Here is a 13,916-nt window from a genome sequence, read left to right as displayed (position 1 = left end):
ACCATCGGCCTTGGGGAGAGATTCCATGAAGGCTTTCCAGCGACTTGCTGCGGGATGGCTTGCGTTCGTTGCGACGTTCGCCTCTTCGGCCGTCGCGCAAAACCAATACATCGGTTACGTGTATCCGGCCGGCGGGCAACAAGGCACGACCTTTCCGGTACGGCTCGGCGGCCAGGCGCTGCTGTATCCCTCCGACGTTGTCATCAGCGGGGAAGGCGTCTCCGCTCGGTTGGTCGACTACTACCCGGTGTACAACAACCAGGAAATGGCTTTGCTGCGCCAGCAATTAGCCGAGCTGAAGAAGAAGGAAACCGTGTTGGACGAAGGCATGGTCGCCAAAATGACTTGGTGGGAATTTCCGGCGCCCATCGGCCCGGCAGCTTTGCCGGAATTGGTCAGTACTGCTTCCAACGGCGGAGGGGCCCTATCTTAACAAGAGGCGGCGAAGCAGAAGCTCATCGAGCGGATCGAAAGGGTCTTTGCCGAAGATGAACGCTTCCCCGCCGTGCAAGCCCATACGGAGTTGGTATTCGTCGAAGTCACGATCGACCCCAACGCCAAGCCGGGCCGGCGAGAAATCCGAGTCGTCACCCGGCGCGGTATCTCCAATCCTTTGCCATTCTTCGTGGATCAGGTCCCTGAAGTCGCCCGCAAGCCCATGAAGACATCCCAAAAGCAGGTGCTCGGCAAGGAGTGGCAAGCCCAGCGAAAAAGGCCTCCCGAGGAAGAAGAGTTGCAGATCACATTGCCCTGCACGATGAACGGTCAAGTGGCGGCGGGGGAAGTCAATCGGTACCGTTTCTTGGCCGCCAAAGGCCAACGCCTGGTGATCTCGGTGAAGGCGAGAGAATTGATCCCCTACGTAGCCTACGCCGTGCCGGGCTGGTTCCAGCCCATCGTTCGGCTGTGCGATGCCGACGGTCGCGAGCTGGCGTTCGCCGACGACTTCCGGTTTCATCCCGACCCGGTAATCTACTTCGAGGTTCCTGAGGACCGCGAGTATGTGCTGAGCATCACCGATGCCCTCTTCCGCGGCCGAGAGAGCTTCGTCTATCGCGTCACCATCGGCTAGCTTCCCTACCTCACCGACATCTTCCCGTTAGGCGGTCGCGCGGGCGAGCCCGTCACGCTGGAAATGAGCGGTTGGAACTTGGACGATGCCGCGATTTCTCCGCCGCCCCCGGATGCGGCTCCCGGAATCCATCTGCTCACGGCATCCAAAGGCCCTTACGTTTCCAATCCCGTGCCCTTCGCGCTGGATACCTTGCCGGAATGCCTCGACCAAGAGAACAACGACGCGGTGACAAGCCCCCGGCAAGTCACCTTGCCGATCATCGTCAACGGACGCATCGACAAGCCTGGCGACTGGGACGTGTTCGAAATCGAAGGCCGTGCCGGCGAGACCGTCGTGGCGGAAGTCATGGCGCGACGTTTGGGGTCCCCGCTCGACTCTTTCCTCAAGGTGACGACGAGCGACGGCAAGGTATTGGCCATGAACGATGATCACTTCGACGCGGCATCCGGCCTGAATACGGATCATGCCGATTCGTATCTCATGGTCAAACTTCCCGCCGACGGCAAGTACTACGTTCATCTGGGCGACACCCGACGCCAATTCGGCAAGGAATTCGCCTATCGTTTGCGGATCAGCCCGCCGCGTCCCGATTTTGAACTCCGCGTCGTCCCCTCGCGCGTGATCGTGCGTAGCAACGGCTCGATCGCGTTGACGGTTTACGCCGTTCGCAAAGACGGGTTCGACGGCCCGATCGCCCTCAGCCTCAAGGGGCTTCCCGAAGGGCTGGAATCTCCCGGCGCGACACTGCCCGCCGGCAAGGAAGTGGTGCAATTGGGCGTCAAGACGACCCTCGCTGCGATGGATGCTCCGGTGAACGTACAGGTTATCGGCACGGCCAAAGTCGGGGAGCAAGAAATCGTTCGCCGGGCGGTTCCCTGCGAGGACGCCATGCAGGCATTCTTGTGGCGCCATCTGCTGCCGGCCGAGACGCTGCCGTTGTTGGTTTACAATCCGGGCTATCAACCGCCGGCCGACCGCATTCGCCCGCCCATCCCCGACGAACTGCGTCCCAAGGATGTGAAGCCGACCCTGCAAAAGTCTCAGGTGGATACCTATCTGCGCCAGATCGAAAGACTATACCAGGAATGGTTCCTCACCGATGAATTCGCAAATCGTGAGGTAGCCAAGGTGGAGGCCCAGTTGATCCAGTGAAGGCGTCCGCAATCCGGCCGGCGCACCGCTGAAGAATCCCGCCGCTTCAAGACAAGAACTCCGACGGATCGCACTTTGCCGAGAAAAAGAGCCTGGCGTTCGCTATTGCCAAGCCAAGACCGCGGCAAGCTCACGGCAAGCACGGGTGCGCCCCGCCTCAATGGGAATCAACGCTGCGATGGAACGGCCGGATTTCCGTTTCGCCGCCGCGCATAATAATCCGGACCGCGCCGTCCCGTCGCGTTTCGTAAATTCGGGAACCAATCGCGCGATAGCTTTCGGCAACGCTTCGCGCGGGCGGCCGCGCGTTGCTCATCACCACGATTCGGGGGCGTAAACGCTCCGCAAGCGACGGCGGATTGCCGTTCTTGCTCCCGTGATGCGGTGCGATCAGCAGCAAGCACGCGGCCTCCGGATGTTCGATAAGCCGTTCCACCCCACGACCGTCCAGGTCGCCTGTCAATAGCAGCGATTCTCCGCCGAATTGCAGCCGCAGGACCAAGCTGCGCGCATTGTCTTCCGTTTCAAGCCAATCCGCGGGCGGATGCAACACCGAGATAAGAACTCCCTTCGCCGGCCGAGCTTCCCAACCTTCGACCAACGTCCTTAGCGGAATGTCCTTTCGGCGAACCAGCGCGAGCAACTCCCGCACGTGCGGTTCACTCGATCGAATCATGTGAGGCTCGACGTAGATGGTACCGATCGAAAAGTACTCCATCAGCATGGGAACGGCGTTGTAATGATCCATATCGGCGTGCGAAAGCACGATGGCGTCGATGTGGGTAATTCCTCGATGCCACAAATAATTGGCGACCGTCTGAGCGGCTCTTCGATCGCCCAAGAGTTTGCCCGCGTCGTAAAGCAACGTCCGACCGTCGGGCAGATGCATGGGAATGGCGGCCCCGTGTCCGACGGACAATACCGTGCACTCCAAATATCCGCGATATTTACGCAGCGATACGAACTCGCAGGAGAAGAGCAGCAGCCCCCACGCTACCAAGGCCGCGACGATCCCCCTGCCCACGCGGGGATGCGCCACAAAGGCCCCCGCACCGAGAATCACGTAAAGCCCGATCAGCCACCAATCGGGAAGCCCGGGAAGCCTCAGCGAGCCGTACGGGATGGCATCGCCGAGATCGATCAAGAGCCGGATCAAACGCAGCGTCGCATCGCATACCGCGCCGCATAGCCAACCGATCGGGCCGTACCACGGACCGATCAGCATGAGCAAAAACCCGGCAACAAGTACCACCGACAAAGGCACCAGCAATAACGGCGTGAGGAACATTCCCATCGGCGCCGCGACGTGAAAACGGGCCATCACCAGCGGTAACGTGACCGTGGACAAGATGGCGCCGATCGCGAAGGACTGCATGGCCCGTTTCCCCGCCGCGATCAAAAACCGTTGCCAAGCCGGCCGGGACTCGAGAATCAACCGTTCAAGGGGATCCGCGGATTCGTCCCATAGAATTCTCGGCGCGAACACGATTAGGACCGCCGCGCTAAGAAAGGACAGTTGCGGGCCGACTCGGAATAAATCATCGGGATTGTAAGCAAGCACGACGGCCCCGGCCAAAGCCAATGAATTCCAACCCGAGGAGCGCCGCAGAATCGCTCTTCCTAGTGTAGTGTCTCACTCAGATGGGGCCTTATCCAGTGCGGCGCGGGCGCGACGGACTTTGGCGAGGATCGCCTCGGCCTTGGCCGTCCACGTGAAGCCCTTGGGATTGGCATTGTGATCGGCAATGTATTCATAGATCGCCCGTTCCAACTGCCGAACGCTCTTGAAGACGCCGCGGCGAATGCGGCGATCCGTGATGTCGCGAAACCAGCGTTCGACCAGATTCAGCCAGGAACTACTCGTCGGCGTGAAGTGGATGTGAAAGCGTTGGTGCCGTGCCAGCCACCGCTGCACCTTCGGATGCTTGTGCGTGGCGTAGTTGTCCACGATCAAATGCAAGTCGAGTTCGGGCGGCGTCTCCGCATCGATCTTCTTGAGAAACTTCAACCATTCCTGATGGCGATGTCGCGGCATGCACTCGGCGATGACCTTGCCTTCAGCCACCTCGATGGCCGCAAACAGCGTCGTCGTCCCGTGGCGTTTGTAGTCGTGCGTCAGCGTACCCAACCGGCCGGGATACAGCGGCAAACTTTTCTGCGTGCGATCGAGCGCCTGAATCTGGCTCTTCTCGTCGCAGGAGAGCACCAAGGCGTGTTCGGGCGGGTTGAGGTACAGGCCTACGAGGTCCACGACCTTTTCGACAAACCGCGGATCGTTGGAGACCTTGAAGGTCTTCACCAAGTGCGGCTTCAAGCCGTGGTCACGCCAAATGCGATGCACAGTCGCCTTGCTCACCCCCACGGCCTTCGCCATCGAGCGGGTCGACCAGTGCGTGGCGTTGGCGGGCTTCTCCTGCGTTGTCTTGCGGAGGATCTCCGCCTCCTTGGCGGCGCGGACCTTCGGTCTGCGACCGCCGCGCGGCTTGTCCTTGTCGAGGCCCGCCAGACCCGCCTCCAGGAAGCGGGTCCGCCACGTTCCCACCGTGCGACGCGTGCAGCCGAGTTCGGCGGCAATCTCGTCGTTACGCTTGCCCGCCGCCGCGGCCAGGACGATCTTGGCACGCAACACCACGCGTGCCGGCGTGCTCCGACCCCGCGACCATTTCGTCAGCGTCGTTCGTTCCGCGTCACTCAACTCGATGGCTTTCGCAACTCGCATGGCGTCATCCTCCTCGGTCTAAGAGTGAGACGCCTGCGGCCATAGATAAGTTCCCTCAATTACAAGACACTACACTAGGAAATAGGTGCCCAGCACGATCGCCGCCCTGACGGTCGGGGGCTGACCGCCGCTGACGGCAAGGTAGGCTGCCACGGCGAGAAGTGCCGTGGAAAACCTCACGCGGGGCCGAACGGGCAACCAACGTAGCGCGAAAACGACGACTCCTGCAAAGATCCCGACGTGGAGCCCCGAAATGGCCAGCAAGTGGATCGTCCCCGTTCTTAGCAATTGCTCCTCGAACGCGTCATCCACTTCGCGGCGAATACCCAGGAGTAGTGCCTTGGCCAATGCCGCTTGCGGCGGCGAAATATGGCGATCCAAAGCCTCCGCCGCCGCCACGCGAACCAAGGCCAGGCACCGCCGCGGATCCCAGGCAGCGCCCCGCCGAACCACATGGACGCCCTCGGCGAACGTGCCGTAGACTTCCGCAAGCACACGATCCGCGCGCCGATGTCCGCGGAGATCGAACTCTCCCGGATTGGCAGGCTCCCGCGGTAGGGCGATGTGTCCCGTTAAGCGAATCTGATCTCCCGGCAACAGCCCCGGCGTCATCCCGGTAACATACACGTAAATCCGCCCCGACGCCGAGCGCCACACTGTGCCGTCCCGAACGCACTGCACTCTCGCCCGAAGTATCGTATTGGGTTGGTTCCCCCACCGAGATGGGGACGAAGGCTTGCCAAGCTCCCGCGACGGAATAAGCTCCGGGAGGGCCGTGATGACCGCCTCCAGGCAAATCGGCGCGGCAGCGTGATCCTCGACAATGTCCAAGGGCTCGCGGGGATGCCCGGCAGCCCTATCCACCTCACTAGCGCCGAGCGGGCGGTCATCCCGAAGAGCGTAGCATCCGATCTCATCGATCTGGAAAAGGTGCGCGTGACGGTAATGGAGAGCCGCCCCCAATAAAATGATCGAAAACCAGAGCGAAAATCCAGCCGCATGAAGCCGCCCCAACCGAAAAAGAATTCCCCACAATAATGCACCAAAGGCCCCCAATAATGCGTAGAAACCTAGCGGGCAGTTCCAAAACTGCGCGGCTGAGGGCAAACGGATGTTTGGCGCGATGACCGTGTCGAAAAGAATTCCCAGTATTAGGGCGAAACAAACGGGAACCAAGGGCTTATTCCAGGGCGGCGCCGCGATCGGCCGCGATTGCCGAGCTCGGAACGCCTCTCGGCTCGCGATTCCCTGATTGTTCGTCGCCGCGTTGCCCTGGTTAGCCGGACCGCTCACGGTTGGCCCTGCCCCACTTGTGTTACGGGGCGTTATTTTCTAAATTGGAATTTCCACACGAATCCGGGAGGGTTCGCCCCCATCCGGCGAGATTGGATATTCCCTCAACGAAAGTCCAAGTGTAACGTTTTCCGTTTCACCGACAAGCCGTTTGCCCGTCTGTCGAGCTACTGCAATGAAAAGAAAACCGGCCCTGATCAAAACCTATTTGGCCAAACCTGCTTTCGTGCGGCCGAAGTGGTTTGTAGTGGACGCCGAGAACAAAGTAGTGGGACGCTTGGCATCCGATATTGCCATGATCTTGATGGGCAAGCATCGTCCGACCTATACGCCGCACGTGGATACCGGCGATTTCGTAATCGTCACCAACGTCGAGAAGTTGGTGTTCACGGGCAAGAAATGGCAGCAGAAGCGTTACACTTGGTACACAGGTTACTCGGGTTTGCGGTCTGAAACTGCGGAAGAGCGGCGGCAGAAGGATCCTGCGACGATTTTGACGGAGGCCGTGCGTCGGATGCTGCCGAAGAACCGGCTCGCCCGCAAGATGTTGAACAAGCTCAAGGTGTACGTCGGGCCGGAACATCCTCACCAAGCACAGCAACCTGAGCCTTTGGAACTTGGCCGCAAGGGAACCGGTGGTTTGGGACGCCCGCTCATCGGGCGAAATTCATAAGGGCGATCCATCGACGCTCCGAGAGAACGCTATCGCTCCCCCGCGGTAAGTTGTGAAGACATTCGCGATTTGCGGCTTTACCGGCAAGGATGTTGATACAAGAATAGTTGTTTTTGCGAAGTGTGCGTCCCTCGATAAGGCATGAACGGGATAAGCGGCGGACTATGGCATCGAAATTGATCCCAGGCAGCGGCGCCAATGACTTCGTGGGAACCGGCCGTCGAAAAGCGACGGCGGTCGCGCGGGTCCGTATTCGCCCAGGCGAAGGCAGGATCGTCGTCAACGATCGTCCCCTCGAGGAATACTTTCCCGTCGAATTATGCCAACGAGCCGTCGTGCGCCCCCTAGAAATCGCCGGGCGGCGCGACCAGTGCGATGTCATTATTCGCGTCCGGGGCGGCGGAATTTCCGGACAGGCGGACGCCGCCGGTTTGGGAATCGCCCGGGCGCTCGCCAAGCTCGACTCGGAATTGGCAAAACCCCTCCGGGATGCCGGCCTCTTGACCTTTGATGCGCGAAAGAAGGAACGTAAGAAATACGGGCTACGTGGCGCACGGCGAGGCACACAGTTCTCGAAGCGTTGACGACGGCCGCCTCCACCGGCCCAACCAACCGCCTCTCGCCGAAGTGCGAAAAGTCGCAAAGCATCTTCAAGCTTCCACCTCCTTCACGAAACGGTCGCGAGTCCATTTCCGGCTTGCGGCCGTTTCGTTTTCGGTTGGTCCGTCCCTTCTCGGGCCCGCACGCCTCGGCAAAGCAAGGCACGCTTGCTGACGACTTATCCCGCACCAAAGCAAAGGCCGGCGCGATTCATTCTCGCCCACAGATCCCCTGGCACCGGATGGCGTCCCGGCCGTTCCTGAAGGTCAAGCCTCGCTCCGCCGTGCGTGCCTCGTGGTCGGCATATGCCGAAAGCACGGATCAAGACGCTCGTCGAAGGATTTTCGGCGGTTCCCATTGTGACATCGCACCCGGGAATTTTCGACTGATCGCCTTCGATGGTCGAAAACTAGATGAAGAGGCAGCATACGCCTCTCCCGCCACGAAAGGAATCTCTCGTCCTCCGCTCACGGCCGTGGAGGAGCATGGATGCCGCAAGGATTGCACCCCTTGACGTGTTGTTTTCGGCGGCATACAGGCTCGGTTGACACGCATTAGGCGACAAACTCGCGTTTGCCTCGCAAGGTCTCCCATGCCGACTGGCAGTCGCGTCCGTCGCTTGCCGGCGTGTTTTCTCGCTTTTAGCCCACCGCCGCAGCCGTCACCGATACCGGCGTAGACGGGACCGGCGGCTCGATGCCATATCCGATAGGATCGTTTCGAACGCATTTCGACGCAGCGTGATCGGGATGTCCGCCCTGTGCGTTTTCGACGACGCAGAACACGAATGATACCAAGGGCGATTGCGTTCTTGGCGTGGACGACGAGTCTGTTCGGCATCGTCGTCGCTTGGCCATGGAGCGTGACTGCGCCGCCGGAGCCGCCCCATCCCGCGGTTGCACGAATCATCGCCCTAGACTTAAAGGGCGCCTCCCTGGGAACGGGAACGTTGGTCGCGGTCAGTGATACCCACGGTTTGGTGATCACGAATTGGCACGTCGTACGAGACGCCCGCGGCGCCATCCTCGTTCTTTTTCCCGACGGTTTCGCGTCCCCCGCCACGGTCCTGCGGACCGATCGTGATTGGGACCTGGCGGCGCTAGCGATTTGGCGGCCGCGTGCCACACCGGTTGCCATCGCCCAAGAGGCACCCCGGCCCGGTGAGTGGTTGGCCATTGCGGGCTACGGGCAAGGGGCGTACCGAACCGTAAAAGGTATTTGCACCCAGTACCTGGCCCCTACGCTCAATCTCCCACGGGAACTCGTGGAGCTTCGCGCCGCCGCTCGGCAGGGCGATTCGGGCGGCCCGATCTTCAATTCCCGAGGTGAACTGGCAGGCGTGCTCTTCGGATCCGGGGGATCCGAAACCATGGGGTCGTATTGCGGGCGAGTCCGCGAGTTCTTAGCGCCCTTGAAGGAGCCTTTTTACCGTTTACCGATCCCCCAAGGCATGTCGCCGCAACTGCTTGCAGCCGGTCCGCCGCCGCTTGATGCGTCCGTATTGACGGTCGCAACGCCCAATTCCGCCGTCGCGGGGACTCCGCCGCTCGAACGATTGGGCACGAACTCTACGTCCTCCCAAATTGCAGGTACTGCCGTCGACTCCGGATCGATTCCCTTGACGGCCGTCGCAGCTTCCAGCTTGCCGGGCAGTGGGAAGGCAAACTACGGCACAGCCGGCTCGGCCTCCAATTCCCCTTCTTCTTACGCGAGCAGTTCTTACGCGAGCAACTTGGGATCGTCCGGCGCAAATGGGAGTGGGGCTTGGGGGAACGCCCCTGGGAGGGACGGTTCGGGTAGCCCATCCGCCGCAAGCTCTCTCGCGAGTTCTTCCTCCGGAATGGGTAGCGCCGATTGGCGCTCGGGCTTAGGGAACGACGAAGGCGGCTCCAATTCCTACGGCAATGGAACGAGCGGTTATGGGAAGGCCGTGTCCGCAGGATCCGCCGACCCACGCGGTCGCGGCTACCAGTCCGCCGCAAGCGAGCCCGGCAATAGCTCGCCCGCAGCATCGTCGTTCGCATACGGCAATGCACCGTCTTCGTGGGATAACACCTCTTCCAGGGGTGGCACCAATGACGGCGGAATGAGTAGTTTCGGCGACTCGGCACGGAACGGCGGCGGATATGCGGGCAACTCGCCCTCAGCCGGAACCACGACGTCCGGCTCCGCCTATGCCTCCAATTCATACGGTTCCGGAGGATACGGCCGAGAGACCTCGACCACGCAGTATGGTTTCCAGGGTTACGGAGCAAGCGGAAACGCCGACTCTTCGCAATATGGGCCGTCTTCTTCCGGTAGTAGTTTTGCGAACGCAAGGGCCGACGGATCCGGAAGATACTCGTCCTCGCATCCATCGCCCTCCAACAATTCCGGCTCGGCCGGGGGATACGCGGCCCAAGGTCCAAGAAAGGAGAATGGGGCGGATGAGAAATCCTATTCCAGCGATCTCGCGGATCGCACTTGGGATTACGATCGCGAAGGAAATGAACCCCAACGAACTTCCTCCTCCGGAGTGACCGCCAGCATCGGCGGCAACGAATCACGGAATTCGTATTCCGATCGACGATCGGAGAGTTTCTCAACGCGGATTCCTGATTCCGGATCCCAATCCGCGTCCGACGGTCGGCCCATACCCAGCTACGGCACAAGCGGTTATTCCGGCGGGTCATCCAACACGACGATCAACCGTTCCGAATATGACTCCGCCGGCCACCAACGCTGGAACGACGGCTACGACGGGTATGGCGAAGCGTACAAAAACGATGCGGGATATGGCGGCCGGGATTCCGCCCACGGTTCGATGACCAGCCGCTCTTCCGCCTACTCGTCGCAAGACTCGCGGGGGTTCCCGACCTCGGGGTCCGGGGAAGAAAACGCGGGGCACGGAGGCGCCACCGCGCGCGAGGAGTCTTCGCCCAAATCTTACTCCACGGCCGCCGGAAGCGACTATCCCTACTCTGACGGTTACCCGAAGAGTGGAGGCGGCTCCTATGAACGGACCGATGCGGAACGGCCGGGTTCAGGCGTCGGGAGCGAGAAGAACGGATACGGTGGGAGCGGCTACGGTAACAAATCCGAGGCTGACTACGGACGCGATGCCGCACGGAGCAATTCGCCGTATACCTATACCTCCTCGGCATCGGCTTACGGTCTCGGCTCCGCCGAGAAACGCGACCACGAAGAGCGGGATGATCCCTATTCCGAGAACAAGGGCGGAACTTCCCGATACGGCGAAGCCAAGTCGCCCTACGCCTCGTCGCGTCCCACGGGCGGCAATTACGAATCGTCAGGATTGGGAAACAAAGCAACTTCCGGATCGACAAGCTCAACGTCCTACGCTGGATCGGACTATCGTTCCGGTCAGACGGGGTACTCCACGCCGGAGCGAAGCGGGGCGGAGCCGTCTTCTGTTTCCCGCCCCACGGCCATCCCGCCTACGGAGACCTCGGCCGATCATCCGCCGACGTCCCGCCAAACCGCCGGCTCCGTCGAAACCGCAGTACCGGCCGCAAACCCACCCACGTCCTCGCAGCAGCCGCCCGCGGCTTCCTCAGGTGTGGGCATGGAAACCCTTTTGGGGCTGGTCGGATTGCTGATCCTCTTTGTGCAAAGCATGAGATGGCTCAGCGGATTCTACGACCGATCCTATCGGAGGCGGCGAACCTGGCGTTCCACTCGCCGGCGGCCCTACTATGATCGCGATGTCCGTCCGGCCTATCGATCTTACTGGTAGGTATTCGTTCGCGCCGTCGTCGGCGGAAAAACCGCCTGAACGAAGTTCCGAATCCGGAAGCGGCGTACGTACTGTTCCTACTCATCGTCGGCGTAGAAAAGCAGCCGGCCGCAAGACCGGCACCAGACCTGTTCTCCCAACTTCAGTTGGCTTCGCATATTGAGTGGAACGTGTTGATTGCAGCCGCCGCAGAACTCGCCTCGAACCGGAGCCAAGGCGCTGCTGCCCTTCGTGCGGACCGCCCGCTGGTACATTTCGCGAATGTCGCCGGAAAGTTGCGATTCCACGCCCCGCAACTCCTTTTCAATCCGTTCGATTTCGGCTCGTATGGACGGTTCCTGCCGCGCGAATTCCTGGGTCCATTGCTCGGCCTGCCGCTTGACGGCCGCTACCTTTTCCTCCCATTCGGTGACGCTTCGCGCGGCGGCCTCGGCCCGATCCATCAGCTCCAAGGCCTCGTCGGCCAAAACGGAAGAGGCCATTTCGTCCGCCGCGATCTGATCCTTGAGGATTTGGTATTCGCGGTTATCCTTGGCCTGCAATAACTGCGACTTTCGCCGCTGGATGTCGGCCAGCTTTTGATCATATTCCATTTGCTTGCTATGGCCGGCCATTCGCAAGTCTTGATGCGATTTGCGAGCCGATTCTAGGGCTTGCTCGGCCTCTTGAACTTGCCGTGCATAGGCCTGTGCCAAACGCTGCCCCTTCATCATTCTACCGCGGAGTTCCTCCAAGAGCTGATGTAGTGCATGCAGGCGACGCAACGTATCGGGATGTTTTTCGGTTTGTGATGTCATGAGCGAAAGAGCCTCCTCGATCCTTTCAAGAATAAAAAAAGGGCCGCCCAATCGGGCAGCCCGGGGTACGGCTGCGTATCACCGCCGCCGGAGAGCGATCAGCCGGCGGCACCATCGACGAAGGCGGACAGTTGTCGCGTCCGCACCGGGTGCTGCAATTTCTGCATCGCCTTGGCTTCGATTTGACGTACGCGTTCGCGCGTGACCTTGAAGATGCGTCCCACCTCCTCGAGGGTGTAACTGTACCCGTCCCCCAAGCCGTAACGGAGGCGAATGATTTCGCGCTCGCGGTACGTGAGCGTCTTGAGCAGGGTTTCGATGCGTTGCCGTAGAAGTTCACGATGGGCCGCGTGCTCCGGCTTGTCGGGATTGCGATCGGGGACCAACTCGCTCAGCGTCCCGTCTTCGTCCTCGCCGATAGGACGGTCCAGGCTGCCGGGCTGTCGGACTAACTCCAAGATACGCTCCGTCTCCTCAGGCGGCAACTGGACCGCCCGGCCCAACTCCTCGATGGTCGGCTCCCGCCCCAGCTCGTAGGCCATGCGCCGCGAAACGTTCTTCAACGTGCCGATCAGGTCCAAGATGTGCGTCGGGATCCGAATGGTACGAGCCTGATCGGCGATCGCCCGCGTAATGGCCTGGCGTATCCACCAAGTGGCGTAGGTCGAAAACTTGAAGCCGCGGCGGTACTCGAACTTATCGACCGCCCGCATCAATCCCGTGTTGCCTTCTTGGATCAGATCGAGAAAGCTCAGACCGCGATTGCGGTACTTCTTGGCCACGGAGACCACCAAGCGAAGATTGCCGGCCGCCAATTCGCGTTTGGCTTCCTCGTAGTCTCGGAATTGAGCCTCCATTTTGCGGCATCGCAAGCCCAAACTGCGTGGGCTTTCCTGAGTGCTCACCATCAGATCGCGGAGTTCCCGCCGCAGACGTTCGCGCTCTCCGACGCCGCCGGCCGCGGTTTTCAAATCGCGAAGCCGAGCGCGGATCTCGCCCATGCGCGTGTGGATGTCACGCATCTGCTTCATCATCGACCTGACGCGCCTGGTGCGAAGGCCCAACTCTTCCACCAGAATCAGCATCTTGGCGCGACGCGCCAGAAAGCGTTTCCGGATGCGAGCCTTCAGCGCCACGGGGGTACGCCGGTTGATGAGGCGGTTGAAGTCGCGCTCATTGGCCGCCATCAACGCACGCAAGGTGGGAAGATTGTGCGGCATTCGCGCGAGAATCTGCTCCTTGGTCAATTGATCCGTCAACGAGACCTTCAGCGTGCGATCAAACGAGAGATGCCCTTGTTGCACCTGCTCCAGGATCTGCACGGCGTTCTTCAGCACCAAGTAGCAACCGATGACGGAACGCCGGAACCGCTTCCGGGCCACCTCGATCCGCTTCGCCAACGCCACCTCCTGCTCACGGCTGAGCAACGGCACCTGGGACATTTGGCTGAGGTACAGGCGAATCGGATCGCTGCTCCAGCGAGCCTTTTCGCCGGGCAGCAAGTCTTGCAAGATGGGGTCTTTCAGCAGCGCGTCCTCTTGACGCGAGCCGGACTCGTTCGGAGCCGAAACCTTCGCCACGGGCGGTCGCCCGCGGACCAGCTCGATGCCGGCCTCTTCCAACGCGGTGACCAGGCGATCCAACCGATCGGCGTTGTTTTCCTGGTCCGGGAGATAAGCGGTAACTTGATCGTAGGTGAGATAACCTTGAGCCCTTCCTTGGGCAATCAGAGCGCACAATTCCTTGTCGCCGTGCTTCACGGGTCGTCTCCTTTCGCGCATCCCAGCGCGTCGAGAGCCAAACGAATCGGGAATCGAGGGGAAGTTGCGGGAAAACTAAGTTGCGGGAACCCTCTTTCCCGACGCCAAAAT

At 60.9% G+C, this 13,916-nt stretch carries 11 protein-coding genes; 6 read left to right on the top strand and 5 right to left on the bottom strand.

Features of this window, described 5'->3' with window-relative positions; all coding sequences use genetic code 11:
* Positions 1–25: 25 nt before the first annotated feature.
* The 3 genes from ACZ5B4_RS03425 (at position 26) to ACZ5B4_RS03415 (ending at position 2,227) form a co-directional block, all read left to right on the top strand.
* Positions 26–433, top strand: a complete 408-nt coding sequence (locus ACZ5B4_RS03425; protein WP_464913038.1) for a hypothetical protein — start codon at positions 26–28, stop codon at positions 431–433.
* A 72-nt stretch (positions 434–505) separates the two neighbouring features.
* Positions 506–1,072: a hypothetical protein gene (locus ACZ5B4_RS03420; RefSeq protein ID WP_464913037.1), complete on the top strand. Its 567-nt coding sequence runs from the start codon at positions 506–508 to the stop codon at positions 1,070–1,072.
* Positions 1,073–1,135: 63 nt separating this feature from the next.
* Entirely contained in the window at positions 1,136–2,227 is a 1,092-nt protein-coding gene (locus ACZ5B4_RS03415; protein WP_464913036.1) for a PPC domain-containing protein, read from the top strand.
* 157 nt (positions 2,228–2,384) lie between these two features.
* On the opposite strand, the gene ACZ5B4_RS03410 is transcribed toward ACZ5B4_RS03415, so the two are convergent.
* The 3 genes from ACZ5B4_RS03410 to ACZ5B4_RS03400 form a co-directional block, all read right to left on the bottom strand.
* Positions 2,385–3,839, bottom strand: a complete 1,455-nt coding sequence (locus ACZ5B4_RS03410) for a ComEC/Rec2 family competence protein (RefSeq protein WP_464913991.1) — start codon at positions 3,837–3,839, stop codon at positions 2,385–2,387.
* Between the two features lie 21 nt (positions 3,840–3,860).
* Positions 3,861–4,946 carry an IS630 family transposase gene (locus tag ACZ5B4_RS03405; RefSeq protein ID WP_464911496.1) on the bottom strand — a complete coding sequence of 362 codons (1,086 nt, stop codon included), beginning with the start codon at positions 4,944–4,946 and terminating at the stop codon, positions 3,861–3,863.
* A gap of 69 nt (positions 4,947–5,015) precedes the next feature.
* Complete coding sequence (locus ACZ5B4_RS03400) at positions 5,016–6,239, bottom strand: ComEC/Rec2 family competence protein (RefSeq protein WP_464913035.1); 1,224 nt, start codon at positions 6,237–6,239, stop codon at positions 5,016–5,018.
* 175 nt (positions 6,240–6,414) lie between these two features.
* Between ACZ5B4_RS03400 and rplM the strand changes: the two genes are divergently transcribed.
* The 3 genes from rplM (at position 6,415) to ACZ5B4_RS03385 (ending at position 11,248) form a co-directional block, all read left to right on the top strand.
* Positions 6,415–6,912 (top strand): 50S ribosomal protein L13, encoded by a 498-nt coding sequence (gene rplM / locus ACZ5B4_RS03395; protein ID WP_464913034.1) that lies wholly within the window; start codon positions 6,415–6,417, stop codon positions 6,910–6,912.
* Between the two features lie 164 nt (positions 6,913–7,076).
* Positions 7,077–7,496 (top strand): 30S ribosomal protein S9, encoded by a 420-nt coding sequence (gene rpsI / locus ACZ5B4_RS03390; RefSeq protein ID WP_464913033.1) that lies wholly within the window; start codon positions 7,077–7,079, stop codon positions 7,494–7,496.
* 827 nt (positions 7,497–8,323) lie between these two features.
* On the top strand, positions 8,324–11,248 hold the full coding sequence (locus ACZ5B4_RS03385) for a S1 family peptidase (protein ID WP_464913032.1): 2,925 nt from the start codon (positions 8,324–8,326) through the stop codon (positions 11,246–11,248).
* Positions 11,249–11,325: 77 nt separating this feature from the next.
* Here ACZ5B4_RS03385 and ACZ5B4_RS03380 read toward each other — a convergent pair whose 3' ends face one another.
* Both ACZ5B4_RS03380 and ACZ5B4_RS03375 read right to left on the bottom strand, forming a co-directional pair.
* A complete protein-coding gene (locus tag ACZ5B4_RS03380) occupies positions 11,326–12,045 on the bottom strand; it encodes a zinc ribbon domain-containing protein (RefSeq protein ID WP_464913031.1) in 720 nt (239 codons plus the stop codon).
* A gap of 98 nt (positions 12,046–12,143) precedes the next feature.
* Positions 12,144–13,805, bottom strand: coding sequence for a sigma-70 family RNA polymerase sigma factor (locus ACZ5B4_RS03375; protein WP_464913030.1), 1,662 nt, complete (start codon positions 13,803–13,805; stop codon positions 12,144–12,146).
* Between the last annotated feature and the right edge of the window lie 111 nt (positions 13,806–13,916).

Source organism: Thermogutta hypogea, assembly GCF_055386265.1.
Note: the sequence above shows the minus strand (reverse complement) of the source record. Positions and strands in the feature narration are given on the sequence as shown.

Coding starts and splice junctions, on each gene's coding strand:
- ACZ5B4_RS03425 (WP_464913038.1), top strand. CDS start 26: ATGAAGGCTTTCCAGCGACTTGCTGCGGGATGGCTTGCGTTCGTTGCG.
- rplM (WP_464913034.1), top strand. CDS start 6,415: ATGAAAAGAAAACCGGCCCTGATCAAAACCTATTTGGCCAAACCTGCT.
- ACZ5B4_RS03380 (WP_464913031.1), bottom strand. CDS start 12,045: ATGACATCACAAACCGAAAAACATCCCGATACGTTGCGTCGCCTGCAT.
- ACZ5B4_RS03415 (WP_464913036.1), top strand. CDS start 1,136: ATGAGCGGTTGGAACTTGGACGATGCCGCGATTTCTCCGCCGCCCCCG.
- ACZ5B4_RS03405 (WP_464911496.1), bottom strand. CDS start 4,946: ATGCGAGTTGCGAAAGCCATCGAGTTGAGTGACGCGGAACGAACGACG.
- rpsI (WP_464913033.1), top strand. CDS start 7,077: ATGGCATCGAAATTGATCCCAGGCAGCGGCGCCAATGACTTCGTGGGA.